Here is a 17,861-nt window from a genome sequence, read left to right as displayed (position 1 = left end):
CGTTGTACGGACAGCACGCCGACCCAGGAGGAGCCCCCGCATGTTCCTGCACCGCCGCACCCCCCAGCTCCCCACCCCGGAGGAGGCCCTGCGCGGCCGTCCCGTCCCCGAGTTCACCGTCCCGGCCCGGCACACGGTGCTGGGCAACCCGCTGCTGGGCCCGTACCCGGAGGGTCTGGAGGTCGCGGACTTCGGGCTGGGCTGTTTCTGGGGCGCCGAGCGCAAGTTCTGGCAGACGGACGGCGTCTGGACGACGCTCGTCGGCTACCAGGGCGGCTATACGGAGAACCCCGCGTACGAGGAGGTCTGCTCGGGCCTCACCGGCCACACGGAGGCCGTCCGCGTGGTGTACGACCCGAAGACCGTCACGTACGCCGAGCTGCTGAAGCTGTTCTGGGAGTCCCATGACCCGACCCAGGGCTTCCGCCAGGGCAACGACGTGGGTACGCAGTACCGCTCCGCGGTCTACACCCACACCCCGGACCAGGCGGCGGCCGCCGAGGCGTCCCGCCAGGCGTACCAGAAGGTCCTGACGGCCTCCGGCCACGGCGAGATCACCACGGAGATCCTGCCGGCCGAGGACCGCCCCTTCTACCCCGCCGAAGCGGCACACCAGCAGTACCTGGACAAGAACCCGGCCGGCTACTGCGGCATCGGCGGCACAGGCGTCTCCTGCCCGGTGGGCGTGGCCCCGGCGGAGAGCTGAGACACCTCTGAACGGGACGGGCCCGGGCAAGTGCGCCCGGGCCCGTCCCGTTCGGCCGGCCTCACAGGCTCCGGTACGCATCGCTCCGGTGTCCGAGGTGGAGGACCAGGATGACCAGCACGTCGCCCCGTACCTCGTACACCACCCGGAAGTCTCCGGCGCGCACCCGGTAGAGCCCGTCGTGCCCCGCGAGCTGCTTGACATCCGCGTCCGCCCGCCACGGGTCGTCGCCGAGCGGGGTGATGGCCGTCAGGATGCGGAGCGCGTCCTGACGGTCGATCGCGCGCAGTTGGCGCTGGGCGTGAGCGGTGAAGCGGAAGGCGTACTTCACGCGGCCGGGTTCCCCCCCTCGAAGAGGTCGGCGAGGAGTTCCGCCATGCCGACGGTCGGGTCCTGACGGTGCGCCTCCGCCTCCCGGGCGGCCAGTTCGTCGGCAGCCGCGTCCAGGGCGTCGAGAACCTCTATCGGGACCAGCGCGGCAACGCGCTTGCCGTTGCGGGTCACCACCGTCGTTTCGCCGGACTCGGCCCTGTCGATGACTTCCGCCAGGTGCATACGGGCCTCGCGCACGGTCACGGTCTCAGTCATACCTCAAGCGTACACACAAACGTGTACACAAGCCCGCCCTTCGGCGGACGGGAACGGGCCCGGGGAAGCGTCCCCGGGCCCGTTCCGTGCGTCGTGGCCGGGGTCAGATGAGGCCCTGGGCCAGCATCGCGTCCGCGACCAGTTCGAAGCCGGCGATGTTGGCGCCGACGACGTAGTTGCCGGGGCTGCCGTACTTCTCGGCGGTGGTGTAGCAGGAGTCGTGGATGTGGCGCATGATCTCCGAGAGCCGCTGCTCGGTGTGGGCGAAGGTCCAGGAGTCGCGCGAGGCGTTCTGCTGCATCTCCAGGGCGCTGGTGGCCACGCCGCCCGCGTTGGCCGCCTTGCCGGGGGCGAAGGCCACTCCGGCGTCCTGGAAGACGCGGACGGCCTCGGGGGTGGTGGGCATGTTGGCGCCCTCGGCGACCGCCTTGACGCCGTTGCGGACGAGGGCGAGCGCGTCGGCCTCGTGCAGTTCGTTCTGGGTGGCGCAGGGCAGGGCCACGTCGACGGGGACGTTCCAGACGCCGGTGCCCTCGACGTACTTCACGTGCGCGCCGCGCCGCTCGGCGTACTCGGAGATGCGGCCGCGGCCGCGCTCCTTGATCTCCTTGAGCAGGTCGAGGTCGATGCCCTTGTCGTCCACGACGTAGCCGCCGGAGTCCGAGGCGGTGACGACGGTCGCGCCGAGCTGCTGGGCCTTCTCGATGGCGTAGATCGCGACGTTGCCGGAGCCGGAGACGGAGATCCGCTGGCCGTCCAGGGACTCGCCCCGGCTGCGCAGCATCTCGGCGGTGAACATGACGCAGCCGTAGCCGGTCGCCTCGGTGCGGACGAGGGCGCCGCCCCAGCCGAGGCCCTTGCCGGTGAGGACGCCGGACTCGTGGCGGTTGGTGATCCGCTTGTACTGGCCGAAGAGGTAGCCGATCTCGCGGCTGCCGACGCCGATGTCACCGGCGGGTACGTCGGTGTACTCGCCGACGTGGCGGTGGAGCTCGGTCATGAAGGACTGACAGAACCGCATGATCTCGGCGTCGGAACGGCCCTTCGGGTCGAAGTCCGCGCCGCCCTTGCCGCCGCCGATGGGCATGCCGGTGAGGGCGTTCTTGAAGATCTGCTCGAAGCCGAGGAACTTCACGATGCCGAGGTTCACCGAGGGGTGGAAGCGCAGACCGCCCTTGTACGGGCCGAGCAGGCTGGAGAACTCGACGCGGAAGCCGCGGTTGACGTGGATGTCGCCCGAGTCGTCCGACCACGGCACCCGGAAGATGAGCTGACGCTCCGGCTCGCATATGCGTTCGATGACCCGGGCGTCCACGAACTCCGGCCGCTTGGCGAGCACGGGGCCGAGGGTCTCCAGGACCTCCCGGACCGCCTGGTGGAACTCCTTCTCGCCCTGGTTGCGGCGCAGCACCTCGGCGTACAACGGCTCGATGATGCGGTTCTCGGCGGCGTGCGAGGTGGCGGAGTCAGGGGTGACCGGCATCTGATCAAGACCTTCCATGGGTCGGCTCATACGCGGGGGCAGCCCCGATTCTCCCAGTGGGCCCGCCGGAAGGCCCGTGGCATCCACCTGATGACCCTGCCCCGCACCCCCCGGACCTGGGCCAACGGCCTTGCGGGGGCCGGGATCGGCGCACGATTGGCCGGACCGGAGCGGCCACCGGCGCCCCGCCGAAGTGGTGAATCTCACAGCCGCACGGTCTCGACGGTGAGGTTCCGGAAATCCAGCCGTTACGCCACCGGAGCGGCGCCCGCCGCCGCCCGCAGCGCCGCGGCGGTCGCCCTCGGGTCGTAGTCCGCCGCGACGCCCTCCACGAGCACCAGGTCGCCCGCCATGTTCCGGGTCCGCAGCGGCGCCAGCTCCTGGTAGGCCGGAGAGGCGTACCAGGCGCGCGCCTCCCCGATGGACGGGAAGCCGAGGACCACCACCGCACCGGGCCACGCGCCCTCGACCACCTCGACCGGCGCGTTGTGGACCAGGAAGCGGCCGCCGTACGGGTCCATCGTCGACTGGATGCGCTCGATGTAGTCGATGACCTCCGCGTCGGGGCGGCCCTCGGGGTACAGGTGCGCGATGGCGTAGGCGGTCATGGCGGGCCCTCCGGTTCGTGCGGTCGTGGTCGTCCGTCGGCTGATGGGCTCCATGCTGCCGAGGGCACCGGAGGGCGTCGATTACCCGCGGGGTAATACGGAACGCCCCGGGACGTAATGACGGGTCATCAGACATGATTCGCTCATGACATCCATACGGGGAAACCGCAGAGGTCTCCGTCCGCCCCGGCCCGCCGGGCCCGCACGGCCCGCCCGGTCCGGGTACAGCGGCTCGTTACGCCCCGGGCCGCGCACCCCGCCGCGCGCCGGTGAGATGCGGCGCTGCCTCGCGGTGGGCCTGGACTGCTACCTCTGCGTACTCACGGCGGGGCTGCTGGCCAGGCCGTACGTGGACAGCGCGTCCCTGCCCGAGGCGGCGGCGCTGCTGGCCGGTCCGGTGCTCGCGCTGTCCTTCGTCAACCAGGTCGTGCTCACCGCGTTCCTCGGCGCGGGCGCGGGCAAGCTGATCATGGGCATCCGGGTGGTGAGCCTGCCGGACGTCCGCCGCCCCGGACCCGGCCTGCTGGTGCGGCGCTGGCTCTACGGGCTGGCCTGGCTGCCGCTGCGCCCCTGGCACGGGCTGCGCGGGCGGGACGACGAGGCCGGGCCCCCGCTGGTGCGGAGCTGCGAGCAGGAGGTCTGGTACGCGGACCCGCTCGGCCTGCGCCAGGTCCGCCGGGGCGACCTCGTGGCGTACCGCAGGGCCGCGCGGCCCGGGAGCTGACACCGCCGCCGGGGGCACGGGGGCCCGCCGGCGGCGGTCGGGGACGGGGTCGGGGCGGATCAGGCCGGGGCGTTCTCCGTGATGGTCACCTTGCCCTTGCGGATGGTGGCCAGGCGCGGGGCGCGGCGGGCGATGGCGCTGTCGTGGGTGACCATGACGAAGGTGAGCCCGTGCTCCTTCCACAGGGTCTCCAGGACCTCCATGATCTCGTCGCGCATGGACTCGTCCAGGTTGCCGGTCGGCTCGTCCGCGAGGAGCACCTTGGGCCGCTTGACCAGGGCCCGGGCGATGGCGACGCGCTGCTGCTGGCCGCCGGACATCTCGCCGGGCACATGGCCCAGACGCTCGCCGAGCCCGACGGAGTCCAGCGCCTCGGCGGCTCTTCTGCGCCGCTCGGACGCCTTGACGCCGAGGGGCACGAGGGCGGTCTCGACGTTCTCCTGGGCGGTGAGCGTCGGGATGAGGTTGAAGCTCTGGAAGACGAAGCCGATGTTCTCGGCGCGCACCTTGGTGAGCTTGGCCTCGCTCAGCTTGGCGAGGTCCATGCCGTCGAGCTCGATGCTCCCGGCGGTGGGCCGGTCCAGTCCGCCGAGCATCTGGAGCAGGGTGGACTTGCCGCCGCCGGTCGGGCCCTGGATGACCAGGCGGCCGCCGTCCTCGATGGTGAGGTCGACGCCGGCGAGGGCGTGCACGGTGGACTTGCCGCGCTGGTACTGCTTGGTGACGCCTTGAAGGGTGTACATGGGTGCTCTCCTGACGGGGTGTGAGGTCCGGGCTGCTACTCGACGCGGCGGAGCGCGTCCGCCGGGCGCAGCCGGGAAGCGCGCCAGCCGCCGAAGGCGCCCGCGATCAGCCCGCCCGCCACGGCCAGGCCGACGGCGGTGAGGATGACGGAGAGGGAGACGGGCGCGGTGAGCGCGATGTCGAGGGCCTTGGAGGCGCTCTGCCGACCGAAGCCGGGCCCGCCGCCGCCCATCATGCCGCCGCGCATCCCGCCACCGCCGCCGGAGGAGCCGAGCTCGGCGGTGAGCGTGGGGCTGACGGCGGTGACCACGTAGGCGCCGGCCAGGCCGACGGCGATGCCGAGGACGCCGCCGATGAGGCCGTTGACCAGGGCCTCGCCGACGACCTGGCGGGTGACCCGGCCGCTCTTCCAGCCGAGGGCCTTCAGCGTGCCGAACTCGCGGACCCGGCGGCTGACGGCGGAGGAGGTGAGGAGCCCGGCGACCAGGAACGCGGCGGCCAGGACCGCGAAGGACAGCCACTTGCCGACGCCCGCGGCCAGGTCGGACGCGGTGGACAGGGAGCCGGAGACGGTGTCCGCGAGGTCGGCGGAGGTGGTGACGGTGGTGCCGGAGATGTTCTTCTGGATGGCCGACTTGACGCCGTCGATCTGCTGGGAGTCCGCGGCCTTCACGTAGACCGTGGTGACCTTGTCCTTGGAGTCGGACAGGGTCTGGGCCTGCTTGAGCGGGATGTAGAGGTTGGCCGCCGCGTCACCGCTGTCGGCCGTCGAGACGCCGATGATCGTGAACTTGGTGCCGTGGATGGTCACGGTCTTGCCGGTGGCGAGGCTCTTCTCCTTGGCGTACGCGGAGTCGACCACGGCCACCTCGGCGTTGGTCTCCGTCGTCTTGAACGTACGGCCGGAGGTGATCTTCGAGGAGGTGAGCGGGCCGAGGCCCTGCTGGGTGACGTCGGTTCCGTACACCGTGTAGGAGTTGACGTCGAAGGAGGCGCCGCCGCCCCTGACCTCGCCCTGCGGCATGCCGCTGCCGCCGCCGGGCCGTCCGCCGCCCTGGCTCGTACCGCCCTCCTGCTTGAACTCGCCGCGCTTGAACTGCCCGTCGACCTTCATGACGGACAGGCTCAGCCCGCCGACCGCACCGGCGACGCCGTCCTGCTCGCCGACCTTGGTGACGGTGGAGGAGGCCAGGGTCTGGAAGCCCTGGACCATGACCCGGTCCGTGCTCTGGGTCGCGTCGTCGTCGCTGTCCTTGGCGTCGAACTCGAACTTGGGGCGGCCGGTGGAGCCCGACCCCGGCGCCGCGGCCGCCTTGGTGACGGTCATGTCCGTGCCGAGCCCGTACAGCGATTCGAGGACCTTGTCCTGGGCCTTGCTCATGCCCGAGGAGACGGAGCTGACGACGATGACCAGCGCAATGCCGAGGGCGAGCCCGGAGGCGACGACGAGCGCCGCCTTTCTGCGGCGGCGCAGCTCGCGCCGGAGGTAGGTGAAGAACATGGCGTGAGGCTAGAAACGGCTCGTGATGGTGGGTTAAGGCCACCATGAGAGCCGGATGAGAAGAGTGTGTACGCCGAAGGCGGCGGCACCGGACGGGTGCCGCCGCCCTCGGGCGTACGGGGTGGGGTTCGGCCGGACGGACCGGTCAGGCGGTGGAGCCCGCCGTCCACTCGGCCCAGCTGAGGTTCCAGCCGTTCAGGCCGTTGGAGGGCTGGATCGTCTTGTCCGGGGAGTTCTTGACGACGACGACGTCACCGACCATGGAGTTGTTGTAGAACCACGCGGCGGCCGTGTTGGGGTCACCGGCGCCCTTGGCGTCCTCCAGGCCGACGCAGCCGTGGCTGGTGTTGACCTTGCCGAAGATGCCCTTGCCCCAGTAGTTGCCGTGGATGAAGGTGCCCGACGTGGACAGCCGCATGGCGTGCGGCACGTCCTTGATGTCGTACTCGCCCTTGCCGTCGTCGTCCGTGAAGCCGACGGTGGCACCGTTCATCCGGGTCTCCTTGTACTTCTCGGAGATCACCATCTGACCGTTGTACGTGGGGTTGTCGGGCCCGCCCGCGGAGATCGGGATGGTCTTGATCGTCTTGCCGTCCCGCGTCACGGTCATCATGTGCGTCTTGGCGTCGACCGTGGAGACCTGGTTGCGGCCGACCTTGAAGGTGACCGTCTTCTGCTGGACGCCGTAGACGCCGTCCGCGCCCTCGACGCCGTCCAGGGACAGCTTCAGGGTGACGGTCGAGCCGGCCTGCCAGTAGTCCTCGGGGCGCAGGTCGAGGCGCTGGTTGTTGAACCAGTGGCCGACGACCTCCTGACCGCTGCTGGACGTCACCTTGATGCCGTCCTGGACGGCCTTGGTGTCCGTGATCGGCTTGTTGAAGTTGATCGAGACGGGCATGCCGACGCCGACCGTGGAGCCGTCCTCGGGGGTGAAGTTCCCGATGAAGCTCTTGTCGGGCGAGACGGTGGTGAAGGAGGAGTTCTCGTGGGCCTCGCGGCCCTTGGCGTCCTTCGCCGTGGCGCTGACCTTGTAGGTGGTCGAGCGCTCCAGCTGGGCGTCCGGCTGCCAGCTCGTGCCGTCGGCGGAGAGGGTGCCCTTGACGCTCTTGCCGTCCGCGCTGGTCATGGTGACCTCGGTCAGCTTGCCCTTGGCGACGGTGACCTTGGCGGCGTTGTTGATGCTCGCGTTGGTCGCGCCGTTCTTGGGCGCGATCGTTATCTGCGCCTCGGAGGTCTCCTGGGCCGCCGCCTTGTCGACGTCGGCCGCCTGGGACTTCGAGCTCTCGGGGCTCGGACCGCCCTTGTCGCCGCCGTCGTCGCAGGCGGAAAGCACCAGTACGCCGCCGAGCAGTGCGGACGCGGCCATCAGGCCCTTGCGCCGCTTGCTGTCCGTCATCACACGCTTCTCCATCGTTGCCGAAATCCCCAAAACCCCGAACAAGGCCGCCCAACGGCGAAACCCCGTCAATGTTCCAAGAACCCCTTGTACGGGATCCCCGTTCCACGTGCGTCGAATGTGTGGGGAACACCACTCTTCGACGCCGTGCCGGGGGCGGTGGTTCCCGCGTCCGCGACACGGACCGGCTCGGGTCCGCCGCGAGCGGGCAGGGCCTGCGTTCCCGCAGGTCGGGCCCGCCGCTCCGGGCCGCCGAAGCCGTCGCCCTCCCTCCCATTGTGCGGGACGCCCGGGGTGCCCCCCGCCGTGCACGCATTCCCCCGGGGCCTCACCGCCATGCCTTCCCCAGGGCCCTGGCGTGATGCGAAGGACAGGCCCTAGCATCGGCACGAGCCGGACGTCCGGCCGTCGCAAGGGAGACCGATTTCGTGGCCATCGCCCTCCGCCCGCTCCTGACCGCCACCGCTGCGGGGGCCCTGCTCTGCGCCCTGTGGTTCGTCCCGTCGGCCGATGCCACCACGGGCGATACGGGGACCGCGCCCGGCGCGGCCGCGACAACGGGCGACGACGCGGATTCCGGCGCGCTTCCCGAGATCGGGCTCAGGCCAGCGGACCGGTGACCGGCTCCACGGCGGAGACCAGCCCGCCCGCCCGTACGAAGGCATCGGCGGCGGCCAGGTCCGGCGAGAGGAAGCGGTCGGGGCCGGGGCCCTCGACACCGGCGGCCCGCAGCGCCTCGATGACGGCACGCGTGGCGGGGGCCGGGGTCAGCCCCTGCCGGCCGCGCAGCTCGACCGCGCGGGTCGCCGCGTAGAGCTCGACGGCGACGATCCGGGCGAGGTTGCCGACGGCGGTACGCAGCTTGCGCGCGGCGGACCAGCCCATCGAGACGTGGTCCTCCTGCATGGCGGAGGACGGGATGGAGTCGGCGGAGGCCGGGACGGCGAGCCGCTTCATCTCGCTGACCAGGGCGGCCTGGGTGTACTGGGCGATCATCAGTCCGGAGTCCACGCCCGCGTCGTCGGCCAGGAACGGCGGCAGCCCGTGCGACCGGTTCTTGTCGAGCAGCCGGTCGGTCCGGCGCTCGGTGATCGAGCCCAGGTCCGCGGCGGCGATGGCCAGGAAGTCGAGGACGTAGGCGACGGGCGCCCCGTGGAAGTTGCCGTTGGACTCGACCCGGCCGTCCGGGAGGACCACCGGGTTGTCCACGGCGGCGGCCAGCTCGCGGTCGGCGACGGTCGCGGCGTACGCGAGGGTGTCCCGGCCCGCCCCGTTGACCTGCGGCGCGCACCGCACCGAGTAGGCGTCCTGGACGCGCGGCGCGTCGTCCTGGTGGTGGCCCGTGAGACCGGAGCCCGCGAGGACCCGCAGCATGTTGTCGGCACTGGCGCCCTGGCCGGGGTGCGGGCGGATGGCGTGCAGCTCGGGCGCGAGGACCTTGTCCGTGCCGAGCAGGGCCTCCAGCGAGAGGGCGGCCGTGATGTCGGCCGAGGTGTAGAGCGTGCGCAGGTCGGCGAGGGCCATGATCAGCATGCCGAGCATGCCGTCGGTGCCGTTGAGGAGAGCCAGGCCCTCCTTCTCGCGCAGCTCGACCGGGGCGATGCCGTGCGCGGCGAGGAGTTCCCCGGCCGGGCGGACGGTGCCGTCGGGGCCCTCCGCGTCGCCCTCGCCCATCAGGGCCAGCGCGCAGTGCGACAGGGGTGCCAGGTCGCCGGAGCAGCCGAGCGATCCGTACTCGTGGACGACCGGGGTGATCCCGGCGTTCAGCACGTCGGCCATGGTCTGCGCGACCTCGGGCCGGACACCGGTGTGGCCGGAGGCGACCGTCTTCAGTCGGAGGAACATCAGCGCGCGGACGACCTCGCGCTCGACGCGCGGGCCCATGCCGGCGGCGTGCGAGCGGACGATGTTGCGCTGCAGCTGGGCGCGCAGTTCCGGGCTGATGTGGCGGCTGGCCAGGGCGCCGAAGCCGGTCGAGACGCCGTAGACCGGCTCGGGCTTCGCGGCGAGCGCGTCCACGATCTCGCGGGCGGCGGCGAGCGCGGCCACCGCGTCGGCGGAGAGCTCGACACGGGCGTTGCCGCGGGCCACGGCGATGACGTCCTGAGCGGTGGTGCCGGACGTCCCCACCACGACTGTATGCATATCCATATTCAGCAGCGTACGGATTGAAACCCTTCATGTCACCAGTGGTCGGCGGGTTGACCCCTTACGCGAATCCTGAGCCGACCCCGACGCGCGTACCGTTCGTACGGGTCAGTGCTCGGGCGGATTGCCGCGCAGGCGGCGGCGGTCGTGCGGGGACTTCGGCGGGGAGTCCGCCAGCCGGATGACCTCGTCGTCGCGCCCCGCCACCACCGGGCGGTCCGAGCGGGCCGCCTTCGCCCGGTACTGCGCCGCGTCCGCCAGCCGGAACAGCCGCCGGGCCGAGACCACGGGCCCGATCTCGTCACCGGTGGACGCGATCCCGCAGGCGACCCCGTTGCCGAACTCCAGACCGGCCGCCCGCTCGCACAGTTCGGTGGCGACGGCGACCACCTCGTCCGCCCCGGGCCCCACGGCCAGCAGGCAGAACTCGTCGCCGCCCAGCCGGGCCGCCAGCGCGCCGGGCAGTATGGCCCCGCACCGCGACAGCACCGAGCCGAAACGTTCCAGCAGCCGGTCGCCCACCGCGTGGCCATGGGTGTCGTTGACCCACTTCAGCCCGTTCAGGTCGCAGACGACCAGGCTGACCACCACACCCTCCGTCCGGTGCGCCTCCAGCGCCTCGTCCAGCCGCACATCGACGGCCCTGCGGTTGGCGAGGCCGGTCAGCGGGTCCGTGAAGGCCAGCTTGCGGACCTCCTCCAGGCGCTCGGTCTGGGCGAGCCCGGCGGCCACCACGGCGGCCAGCACCGTCGCGAAATCGGCGTCCGCGCGCCCGAAGACCGACTCGCCCACCGGCCGCGCAACGTACAGCTCGCCCCAGGCCCGCCCGTGCAGCACGATCGGCGCGACCACGCAGCAGCCCCGCCCGCGCCGGCGCAGCGCCGCCACCCGCTGGTGGCAGTAGCCGGGCCCGTACCCGTGCGCACCGGCCGCCGCCCGCCGCCCCGGCCCGCCGTCCACGGGGCCCTCGGCGGTCTCCACCCAGGCGTCCGGCTCGCCGCCCCCGGCCCACCGCTCGTGCAGGAACTCGGTGATCTCCGGGAACCGGTGGACCGGATAGACCTCCTCCTCGGGGAACTCCTCCTCGCCCTCGGCCCGCTCACCCGCGTTGACCAGGACCCTCAGCCGGCCCCGGTCGCGCTCCCAGACCGAGAGCGCGGCGAAGCTGCCGCCCAGCGCCTCGCAGGCCCCCAGGGCGGCAGCTCGCCAGCACCCCCGGGGCGTCTGCGCCGCGGCCATCGTCTGCGCCAGCGAGACCACGGCGCGCAGTCGTGCGTCGTCACCACCCATTGCGCCAGTTTAGGGCGATATGGCCCCGGTGATCACTCGGCGACTCCGGAGCGTGATCGATCCGCCCGGAATCGGGCACTCAGGGTCACTCCCCCGGCCAGTTCGGCTTCCGCTTCTCGTTGAACGCGGCCACGCCCTCCGCCCGGTCCCCGGAGAAGGCCACCGACCGCCACGCGGAGTCCTCGACCTCAAGGCCGGCCCGCAGGTCGAGCCCGTGCCCCAGCCGCAGCGCCCGCTTGGCCGCCCGCAGCCCGACCGGCGAGTGCGCGGCGATCCGGCCGGCCAGCGCCAGCGCCTCGGTCCGGTCCTCGCCCTCCGCCACCAGCTCGTCCACCAGGCCCAGCTCCCGCGCCTCGGGGCCGTGCACCCGGCGGGCGCTGAAGATCAGCTCGGCGGCGCGCGCGGCCCCGACCCGGCGGGGCAGCAGCTGGGTGCCGCCGCCGCCCGGGATGACGCCGACGGAGACCTCGGGCAGGCCCACCAGGGCGGTCGGGTCGGCGACGATCAGGTCGCAGGACAGGGCCAGTTCGAAGCCCCCGCCCAGGGCGAAGCCGTGCACGGCGGCGATCGTCGGCATCGGCAGCTCAAGGACGCCGGTGTAGGCGGCGCGCGCGGTGGGCCGCTGGCGCACCAGGTCGGCGTCGGAGAAGGAGTTGCGCTCCTTGAGGTCCGCGCCCACGCAGAACGCCCGTTCATGGCTGGAGGTCAGGACGGTGACGCGTACGTCCCGGTCGGCGGCGAGCGCGTCGCAGGCGGCGGCGATCGAGCGGGCCATGTCCGTGGACACCGCGTTCATGGCCTTCGGCCGGTCGAGAACCAGCTCGGCGACGTGATCGAGGCCCTCGTGGCCCCGGACGACGACGAACTCCCCGTACCGCTGCTCGGACGTGACGGTCATGCTGCACCCCTGTCGGTTAACGAGCGTTACCGAAGGGATCCTAGAGCTCTCCCCCGAAAGGGTGTGCGGAACGGATGCGGGACGGGCCGGTCAGGAGCCGCCGCGCCGGGCCAGCAGCCAGGGTTCGACCACGCCGAGGCCGCGGACCGGGCGCTGCCACATCGGCTGGAGCCCGTAGCGGTACTTCGGCACCGGGACCACCTCCGCGTCCGGGCCCTCCTTCGCGGCCCGCTCCGCCGCCGCGGCGGCCTCCTCGGCCGCGCGCGCCTCGGAGACCGGGGCGTCGCCCGTACGCGTCAGCTCCTCGGCGAACGCCCCGTCGACCAGCACCGCGTCCTTGGGCGCTATCGACGTGAGCCGGCTGGCCAGGTTCACCGTGGTGCCGAAGACATCGCCCATCCGGGTGGTGACCGTGCCGAAGGCGATGCCGACCCGGAGCGCCGGCATGGTCTCGTCCACGGTCATCGCCTCGACCAGGCGCAGCGCGATCTCGGCGGCGGTGCCCGCGTCGTCGGCGGCGAACAGGACCTCGTCGCCGAGGGTCTTGATGAGCCGGCCGCCGTGCGCCGCGACCAGGTCGGCGCAGGTGGTCTCGAAGGACTCGACCAGCTCGCCGAGCTCCTCCTCCTCCAGGCGGCGGGTGAGCCGGGTGAAGCCGACCAGGTCCGCGAAGCCCACGGCCAGGCGCCGGTCGACCATCTCGTCGTCGTCGGCCGCCTGCACGACCCGGCCCGTGGCGGCGGCGAGCTGACGCCGCCACACGTACACCAGGAACTCCTCCAGCTCGGGCAGGAGCAGTTCGACCAAGGGGTACGTGACCTCGGTGCGGGTCATGCCGGGCTCGGGGGGCTCGGTCAGCCCCTCCAGGAAGGAGTCGATCTGCCATTCGGCCAGCCGGGCGGTGGTCTGCCCGGTCGACCGGGCGACCTGGATCGCCATCGGCTCGCTGAGCAGCCCGGCCTCCACGAGACCGGAGAGCCGCCGCAGGGCCAGCACGTCGGCCTCGGTGAGCGCCTTGGCCTGGCCGATGTCCGCGAAGCCCATGGCCCGCCAGAAGCGGGAGGCCAGGTCCATGGAGACGCCGGCCGTGCGGGCCGCCTGGAACGGCGTGTAGCGACGGTCGGCGCCCAGGATCAGCTGTTCCAGCCGGATCGCGAGGGGGTCGTCGGTCGGCTCGGCCGTGTGGTCGACTTCGTGGTGCGGTGTGGCGTGCACCGAGGAGTCCGACGACTGCTGCTCTCCATCGCCGGAGGTCGTGTCGTCGACGGTCACCAGCCGCCTCCTGCCCGTTCCCTGCGCACTGCCCTGCCGATCTGTCCGTCGGTGGATCACCTCAACGATACGGCAGGTGTGCCCTACCTCACGTCCTCAGGGCACGGTGCGCGGGCGGCGCCGGTTCAGGTCAGGCCGCCCGCCGCGCCCCTCAGGTGCACGATGTCGCCCGCGGAGACCGGTTCGCGCAGTCCGCCGTCCGTGGCCAGGACGAGCCGGCCGTCCCCGTCGACGGCGACCGCCTCCCCGGTGAGCGTGCGGTCGCCGGGCAGCTGGGCCCGTACGGCCTTGCCGAGGGTCGCGCAGCCCGCCGCGTACGCCTCCTGCACCCCGCTCGCCGCCGCGTCGCCGTCCGCGTCGCGCCAGAGCCCGTACCAGTGCTCCAGGGACCGCAGGACGCCCCGCAGCAACGTCTCGCGGTCGGTGGAGACCGCGCCGGCCAGGGCGAGCGAGGCGGCGGTGGGGGCGGGGAGCTCGTCGGCGCGCAGCGAGACGTTGAGGCCGATGCCGATGACGACGCCGTCGCCGGCCCGCTCCGCGAGGATGCCGCCTGTCTTGCGCTCCTCCCCATCGACCGAGACGAGCAGGTCGTTGGGCCACTTCAGGGCCATGTCCACGCCCGCGGCGCGGGCCAGGCCGGTCGCGGCGGCGACGCCGGTGAGCAGCGGCAGCCAGCCCCAGCGCTCAGCGGGCACGTCCCCGGGGGTCAGGTAGACGGAGAAGAACAGGCCCGAGCGCGCCGGGGCGGTCCAGGTGCGCTCCAGGCGGCCGCGCCCGGCGGTCTGCTCCTCGGCGACGAGGACCGTGCCCTCGGCGAGACCCGCGGCGCGCCCGGCGAGATCGGTGTTGGTGGAGCCGGTCGACTCGACCACGTCGAGGGCGGTCCACAGCGAGCCGGGCCGCAGCAGTCCGCGGCGCAGCGCGGGGACGTTGAGGGGCGGCCGGTCGAGGTCCGACCAACGGCTCTGTGGCGCATCCGAAGGTGTCATGCAAGCCACCCTAGGTGTGTCAAAGGACGCACTGCCGAACCGTATCCGCGCCGATACGCTACGGCTCAGTAGCTGTTCGTCAGCAGATCAGCAGCCAAGTCGTCCCCGTGACCAGGCAGGGAGCCGCCACCCGATGTCCGAGCCGGAAGAGACCGACATCCACACGACCGCGGGCAAGCTCGCGGACCTGCAGCGCCGTATCGAAGAGGCGACCCACGCCGGGTCGGCGCGCGCGGTGGAGAAGCAGCACGCGAAGGGCAAGCTGACGGCGCGCGAGCGCGTGGAGCTGCTGCTCGACGAGGGTTCCTTCGTGGAGCTCGACGAGTTCGCCCGGCACCGCTCGACCAACTTCGGCATCGAGAAGAACCGGCCGTACGGGGACGGCGTCGTCACCGGCTACGGCACGGTCGACGGCCGTCCCGTCTGCGTGTACTCGCAGGACTTCACCATCTTCGGCGGCTCGCTGGGCGAGGTCTACGGTGAGAAGATCGTCAAGGTGATGGACTTCGCGCTGAAGACCGGCTGCCCGGTCATCGGCATCAACGACGGCGGCGGCGCCCGCATCCAGGAGGGCGTGGCGGCGCTGGGGCTCTTCGCGGAGATCTTCCGGCGCAATGTGCACGCCTCGGGTGTGATCCCGCAGATCTCGCTGATCGTCGGCCCGTGCGCGGGCGGCGCGGTGTACTCCCCCGCGATCACCGACTTCACGGTGATGGTCGACCAGACCTCGCACATGTTCATCACGGGTCCCGACGTCATCAAGACGGTGACCGGTGAGGACGTCGGCTTCGAGGATCTGGGCGGAGCCCGTACGCACAACACCACCTCGGGCGTCGCGCACCACATGGCGGGCGACGAGAAGGACGCCATCGAGTACGTCAAGTCGCTGCTGTCCTACCTCCCGTCGAACAACCTCTCGGAGGCCCCGGCCTTCCCGGAGGAGGCGGACCTGACGGTGAGCAACGAGGACCGCGAGCTGGACACGCTCATCCCGGACTCGGCGAACCAGCCGTACGACATGCACACCGCGATCGAGCACGTGCTGGACGACGGCGAGTTCCTGGAGACCCAGGCCCTGTTCGCGCCGAACATCGTCACGGGCTTCGGCCGCGTCGAGGGCTACCCCGTCGGCATCGTCGCCAACCAGCCGATGCAGTTCGCCGGCTGCCTGGACATCAACGCCAGTGAGAAGGCGGCGCGTTTCGTCCGCACCTGCGACGCGTTCAACGTGCCGGTGCTGACCTTCGTGGACGTGCCCGGCTTCCTGCCGGGCGTCGACCAGGAGTACGGCGGCATCATCCGGCGCGGCGCCAAGCTGATCTACGCGTACGCGGAGGCGACGGTCCCGCTGATCACGGTGATCACGCGCAAGGCGTTCGGCGGCGCGTACGACGTGATGGGCTCCAAGCACCTGGGCGCCGACATCAACCTCGCCTGGCCGACCGCGCAGATCGCCGTCATGGGCGCGCAGGGCGCGGTGAACATCCTGCACCGCCGCACGATCGCCGCCGCCGAGGATCAGGACGCCACGCGCGCCGAACTGATCGCGGACTACGAGGACACGCTCCTCAACCCGTACGTGGCGGCCGAACGCGGGTACGTGGACGCGGTGATCATGCCGTCCGACACCCGGGCCCACGTGGTCAAGGGCCTGCGCCAGCTCCGCACCAAGCGCGAGTCCCTGCCGCCCAAGAAGCACGGCAACATCCCCCTCTAGAAAGGGTCCTGGCCATGATCAAGGTCGTACGGGGCAACCCGACCCCGGAGGAACTGGCCGCCGCGCTCGCGGTGGTTCAGGCCCGTGCCGCCGCGGTGTCCGCGGTGCCGTCCAACACCCCGGAACCCCCGGCCGGCTGGTCCCACCCGAGCCGCCTGGCCCGACGCGCCCGCCACCTGCCGGGCCCCCGCGCCTGGGCCCGTACGTACTGGCCCGCGTAACGCCTGGGGCGGCGGTTGAGTACGCGTACTCAGGCGCCGCCCGGGCCTCCCGCAGCAGGATCGAGTCATGCTCTGGTCCGACCCCGAGAACAAGCCCCCCAAGGAACTCCGCGACGCGGAAACGATGATGCGCCGAGCAGGGTTGATCCTGGCCCTGGCGATGGTCGTCGCGATGTTCGTACTCGGTACGCGCTGAGGCGTTCCAAGCCCCTCCGGCGATTGAGGAGCGGGGGCCCGGGGGCAGCGCCCCCGCAACGGCCCGCGTCCGTACGATGGCGCGCATGACCGCACCCCGCCGCTTCGTACTCGCCTCCGCCTCCCCGGCCCGCCTCGGCCTGCTCCGCCAAGCCGGCCTCGCCCCGGAGGTGATCGTCAGCGGCGTCGACGAGGACGCCCTCACCGCAGACACTCCCGCAGAACTCGCCCTCGTCCTCGCCCAGGCCAAGGCGGCCGTCGTCGCCGCGCTCCCCGAGGCCGCCGGCGCCCTGGTCATCGGCTGCGATTCGGTGCTGGAGCTCGACGGACAGGCGCTCGGCAAGCCCGCCGACGCCGAGGAGGCCACCGCCCGCTGGAAGGCGATGCGCGGCCGCGCCGGGGTCCTGCAGACCGGGCACAGCCTGACGGACACCACGACCGGCCGCACGGTCTCGCGGACGGCGTCCACCACGGTGAACTTCGGAGAGCCGACGGACGCCGAGATCGCCGCCTACGTGGCCTCCGGCGAACCGCTGTACGTGGCGGGCGCCTTCACCCTGGACGGGCGCTCGGCGCCGTTCGTGGACTCCATCGAGGGCGACCCGGGCAACGTCATCGGGCTCTCGCTGCCGCTGCTGCGCCGCCTGCTGGGCGAGCTCGGTGTCGAGATCACCGACCTCTGGGCCTGAGCGGGGATCAGGCCGGCTCGGGCTCCGGCTCGGGCCCGGCCGCCTCGGGAGCGGCCTTCCCGGACCGGGCGGCCGGCTCGGCACCGTACGCCACCAGGACGAGCACGATCAGGGCGAGCGTCACCATCATGCAGGCGAACGCCGTCCAGCCGACGAGTCCGACCGTCAGCGCGCCGAGCACGCCGTGGACGACCGCGCAGCAGATCAGCACGATCCGGCCGACGCGCCCCGGGCCCCGGTCGCGGATTCCCGCCACCACGAGCAGCACGGCGCACAGGAGCAGGAAGACCCCGGAGACCCCGCCGAGCACCCAGGTGCCCTTGGACATCGCCTCGGGGTCCGTACCGGCGAGGGACATGTCCTGGTTCTTCACGACCGTGCCCAGGACCACGTTGATGATCACGATCCCCACGGCCTCCACGGCCAGCACGAGCGCGGCCAAGAAGGCGACCAGCCTGCGCACCACGACACTCACCCCCTGTTACCAGCAGTACGTGCAATAGCGCGGACCCTACTAACCGGTAATGGCCACGACAAGAGCTGTGCGCAACCCGGACGCACCCCTCCTTCTCCGCGCTTTCGTGGGTCGGGCAAAGAATTGCCCACCCCTTAGTGGGAACTCCACAAAGAATCACCGTAAGTCGCTGCTCGTGGCGATAGAGACCTGGGCCACACCTGGTCGCTACTGTGCG

General features: G+C 72.0%; 20 protein-coding genes. 7 read left to right on the top strand and 13 right to left on the bottom strand.

All coding sequences use genetic code 11. The features are described 5' to 3' along the window. Positions 1 to 40: 40 nt before the first annotated feature. Positions 41 to 706, top strand: coding sequence for a peptide-methionine (S)-S-oxide reductase MsrA (gene msrA / locus AMK18_RS11900; RefSeq protein ID WP_073862752.1), 666 nt, complete (start codon positions 41 to 43; stop codon positions 704 to 706). 61 nt (positions 707 to 767) lie between these two features. Here the strand turns inward: msrA and AMK18_RS11895 are convergent, their stop codons facing one another. The 4 genes from AMK18_RS11895 to AMK18_RS11880 all read right to left on the bottom strand — a co-directional run bounded on the left by AMK18_RS11895 (position 768) and on the right by AMK18_RS11880 (position 3,385). Further along, positions 768 to 1,037, bottom strand: coding sequence for a type II toxin-antitoxin system RelE family toxin (locus tag AMK18_RS11895; RefSeq protein ID WP_073862751.1), 270 nt, complete (start codon positions 1,035 to 1,037; stop codon positions 768 to 770). Then, positions 1,034 to 1,294 carry a type II toxin-antitoxin system Phd/YefM family antitoxin gene (locus AMK18_RS11890; RefSeq protein ID WP_073862750.1) on the bottom strand — a complete coding sequence of 87 codons (261 nt, stop codon included), beginning with the start codon at positions 1,292 to 1,294 and terminating at the stop codon, positions 1,034 to 1,036. Before AMK18_RS11890 ends, AMK18_RS11895 begins: the two co-directional genes overlap by 4 nt. 103 nt (positions 1,295 to 1,397) lie before the next feature. Continuing rightward, entirely contained in the window at positions 1,398 to 2,777 is a 1,380-nt protein-coding gene (gdhA, locus tag AMK18_RS11885) for an NADP-specific glutamate dehydrogenase (RefSeq protein ID WP_073862749.1), read from the bottom strand. Positions 2,778 to 3,025: 248 nt separating this feature from the next. Next, positions 3,026 to 3,385, bottom strand: a complete 360-nt coding sequence (locus tag AMK18_RS11880) for a DUF1330 domain-containing protein (RefSeq protein ID WP_073862748.1) — start codon at positions 3,383 to 3,385, stop codon at positions 3,026 to 3,028. Positions 3,386 to 3,659: 274 nt separating this feature from the next. Between AMK18_RS11880 and AMK18_RS11875 the strand changes: the two genes are divergently transcribed. Further along, complete coding sequence (locus tag AMK18_RS11875) at positions 3,660 to 4,109, top strand: RDD family protein (protein WP_073862747.1); 450 nt, start codon at positions 3,660 to 3,662, stop codon at positions 4,107 to 4,109. 59 nt (positions 4,110 to 4,168) lie between these two features. Here AMK18_RS11875 and AMK18_RS11870 read toward each other — a convergent pair whose 3' ends face one another. From AMK18_RS11870 to AMK18_RS11860, 3 genes are all read right to left on the bottom strand, one after another. Beyond that, on the bottom strand, positions 4,169 to 4,852 hold the full coding sequence (locus tag AMK18_RS11870) for an ABC transporter ATP-binding protein (RefSeq protein WP_018101018.1): 684 nt from the start codon (positions 4,850 to 4,852) through the stop codon (positions 4,169 to 4,171). Between the two features lie 35 nt (positions 4,853 to 4,887). Further along, the gene (locus AMK18_RS11865) at positions 4,888 to 6,354 is read right to left on the bottom strand and encodes an ABC transporter permease (protein ID WP_073862746.1); all 1,467 of its coding nucleotides are present in this window, start codon (positions 6,352 to 6,354) and stop codon (positions 4,888 to 4,890) included. 145 nt (positions 6,355 to 6,499) lie between these two features. Then, the gene (locus tag AMK18_RS11860) at positions 6,500 to 7,765 is read right to left on the bottom strand and encodes a L,D-transpeptidase (RefSeq protein ID WP_020207411.1); all 1,266 of its coding nucleotides are present in this window, start codon (positions 7,763 to 7,765) and stop codon (positions 6,500 to 6,502) included. A gap of 413 nt (positions 7,766 to 8,178) precedes the next feature. Here AMK18_RS11860 and AMK18_RS11855 point away from each other — a divergent pair, with 413 nt between their 5' ends. Further along, positions 8,179 to 8,370: a hypothetical protein gene (locus AMK18_RS11855; protein ID WP_018101021.1), complete on the top strand. Its 192-nt coding sequence runs from the start codon at positions 8,179 to 8,181 to the stop codon at positions 8,368 to 8,370. Here the strand turns inward: AMK18_RS11855 and hutH are convergent. The 5 genes from hutH to AMK18_RS11830 all read right to left on the bottom strand — a co-directional run bounded on the left by hutH (position 8,351) and on the right by AMK18_RS11830 (position 14,347). Then, positions 8,351 to 9,895, bottom strand: coding sequence for a histidine ammonia-lyase (hutH, locus tag AMK18_RS11850; protein WP_073862745.1), 1,545 nt, complete (start codon positions 9,893 to 9,895; stop codon positions 8,351 to 8,353). The genes AMK18_RS11855 and hutH overlap by 20 nt on opposite strands. A 111-nt stretch (positions 9,896 to 10,006) precedes the next feature. Continuing rightward, complete coding sequence (locus AMK18_RS11845; RefSeq protein WP_073862744.1) at positions 10,007 to 11,188, bottom strand: GGDEF domain-containing protein; 1,182 nt, start codon at positions 11,186 to 11,188, stop codon at positions 10,007 to 10,009. Between the two features lie 85 nt (positions 11,189 to 11,273). Then, positions 11,274 to 12,086 (bottom strand): enoyl-CoA hydratase/isomerase family protein, encoded by an 813-nt coding sequence (locus AMK18_RS11840; RefSeq protein WP_018101024.1) that lies wholly within the window; start codon positions 12,084 to 12,086, stop codon positions 11,274 to 11,276. Between the two features lie 90 nt (positions 12,087 to 12,176). Further along, positions 12,177 to 13,358 carry an adenylate/guanylate cyclase domain-containing protein gene (locus tag AMK18_RS11835; RefSeq protein ID WP_018101025.1) on the bottom strand — a complete coding sequence of 394 codons (1,182 nt, stop codon included), beginning with the start codon at positions 13,356 to 13,358 and terminating at the stop codon, positions 12,177 to 12,179. A gap of 125 nt (positions 13,359 to 13,483) precedes the next feature. Further along, a complete protein-coding gene (locus tag AMK18_RS11830) occupies positions 13,484 to 14,347 on the bottom strand; it encodes a biotin--[acetyl-CoA-carboxylase] ligase (RefSeq protein ID WP_073862743.1) in 864 nt (287 codons plus the stop codon). A 133-nt stretch (positions 14,348 to 14,480) separates the two neighbouring features. On the opposite strand from AMK18_RS11830, the gene AMK18_RS11825 reads away from it, so the two are divergent. The 4 genes from AMK18_RS11825 to AMK18_RS11815 all read left to right on the top strand — a co-directional run bounded on the left by AMK18_RS11825 (position 14,481) and on the right by AMK18_RS11815 (position 17,169). Continuing rightward, entirely contained in the window at positions 14,481 to 16,064 is a 1,584-nt protein-coding gene (locus tag AMK18_RS11825; protein ID WP_073862742.1) for an acyl-CoA carboxylase subunit beta, read from the top strand. A 14-nt stretch (positions 16,065 to 16,078) separates the two neighbouring features. After that, entirely contained in the window at positions 16,079 to 16,285 is a 207-nt protein-coding gene (locus AMK18_RS11820; RefSeq protein ID WP_073862741.1) for an acyl-CoA carboxylase epsilon subunit, read from the top strand. Between the two features lie 67 nt (positions 16,286 to 16,352). After that, complete coding sequence (gene mmpB / locus AMK18_RS35500; protein WP_018101029.1) at positions 16,353 to 16,481, top strand: morphogenic membrane protein MmpB; 129 nt, start codon at positions 16,353 to 16,355, stop codon at positions 16,479 to 16,481. 76 nt (positions 16,482 to 16,557) lie between these two features. Further along, positions 16,558 to 17,169 (top strand): Maf family protein, encoded by a 612-nt coding sequence (locus AMK18_RS11815; RefSeq protein WP_073862740.1) that lies wholly within the window; start codon positions 16,558 to 16,560, stop codon positions 17,167 to 17,169. Positions 17,170 to 17,176: 7 nt separating this feature from the next. Here AMK18_RS11815 and AMK18_RS11810 read toward each other — a convergent pair whose 3' ends face one another. Beyond that, positions 17,177 to 17,644, bottom strand: a complete 468-nt coding sequence (locus tag AMK18_RS11810) for a hypothetical protein (RefSeq protein ID WP_073862739.1) — start codon at positions 17,642 to 17,644, stop codon at positions 17,177 to 17,179. Between the last annotated feature and the right edge of the window lie 217 nt (positions 17,645 to 17,861).

This window comes from Streptomyces sp. CB01249, from assembly GCF_001905735.1.
Classification (GTDB): Bacteria; Actinomycetota; Actinomycetes; order Streptomycetales; family Streptomycetaceae; genus Streptomyces.
Note: the sequence above shows the minus strand (reverse complement) of the source record. Positions and strands in the feature narration are given on the sequence as shown.

What these genes read in the sequence shown, in the direction of transcription:
- mmpB (WP_018101029.1), top strand. Translation starts at nt 16,353, where the DNA reads ATGCTCTGGTCCGACCCCGAGAACAAGCCCCCCAAGGAACTCCGCGAC.
- AMK18_RS11825 (WP_073862742.1), top strand. Translation starts at nt 14,481, where the DNA reads ATGTCCGAGCCGGAAGAGACCGACATCCACACGACCGCGGGCAAGCTC.
- AMK18_RS11845 (WP_073862744.1), bottom strand. Translation starts at nt 11,188, where the DNA reads ATGGGTGGTGACGACGCACGACTGCGCGCCGTGGTCTCGCTGGCGCAG.
- AMK18_RS11875 (WP_073862747.1), top strand. Translation starts at nt 3,660, where the DNA reads ATGCGGCGCTGCCTCGCGGTGGGCCTGGACTGCTACCTCTGCGTACTC.
- msrA (WP_073862752.1), top strand. Translation starts at nt 41, where the DNA reads ATGTTCCTGCACCGCCGCACCCCCCAGCTCCCCACCCCGGAGGAGGCC.
- AMK18_RS11865 (WP_073862746.1), bottom strand. Translation starts at nt 6,354, where the DNA reads ATGTTCTTCACCTACCTCCGGCGCGAGCTGCGCCGCCGCAGAAAGGCG.
- gdhA (WP_073862749.1), bottom strand. Translation starts at nt 2,777, where the DNA reads ATGCCGGTCACCCCTGACTCCGCCACCTCGCACGCCGCCGAGAACCGC.
- AMK18_RS11820 (WP_073862741.1), top strand. Translation starts at nt 16,079, where the DNA reads ATGATCAAGGTCGTACGGGGCAACCCGACCCCGGAGGAACTGGCCGCC.
- AMK18_RS11815 (WP_073862740.1), top strand. Translation starts at nt 16,558, where the DNA reads ATGGCGCGCATGACCGCACCCCGCCGCTTCGTACTCGCCTCCGCCTCC.
- AMK18_RS11830 (WP_073862743.1), bottom strand. Translation starts at nt 14,347, where the DNA reads ATGACACCTTCGGATGCGCCACAGAGCCGTTGGTCGGACCTCGACCGG.
- hutH (WP_073862745.1), bottom strand. Translation starts at nt 9,895, where the DNA reads ATGCATACAGTCGTGGTGGGGACGTCCGGCACCACCGCTCAGGACGTC.
- AMK18_RS11870 (WP_018101018.1), bottom strand. Translation starts at nt 4,852, where the DNA reads ATGTACACCCTTCAAGGCGTCACCAAGCAGTACCAGCGCGGCAAGTCC.
- AMK18_RS11860 (WP_020207411.1), bottom strand. Translation starts at nt 7,765, where the DNA reads ATGGAGAAGCGTGTGATGACGGACAGCAAGCGGCGCAAGGGCCTGATG.
- AMK18_RS11840 (WP_018101024.1), bottom strand. Translation starts at nt 12,086, where the DNA reads ATGACCGTCACGTCCGAGCAGCGGTACGGGGAGTTCGTCGTCGTCCGG.
- AMK18_RS11890 (WP_073862750.1), bottom strand. Translation starts at nt 1,294, where the DNA reads ATGACTGAGACCGTGACCGTGCGCGAGGCCCGTATGCACCTGGCGGAA.
- AMK18_RS11880 (WP_073862748.1), bottom strand. Translation starts at nt 3,385, where the DNA reads ATGACCGCCTACGCCATCGCGCACCTGTACCCCGAGGGCCGCCCCGAC.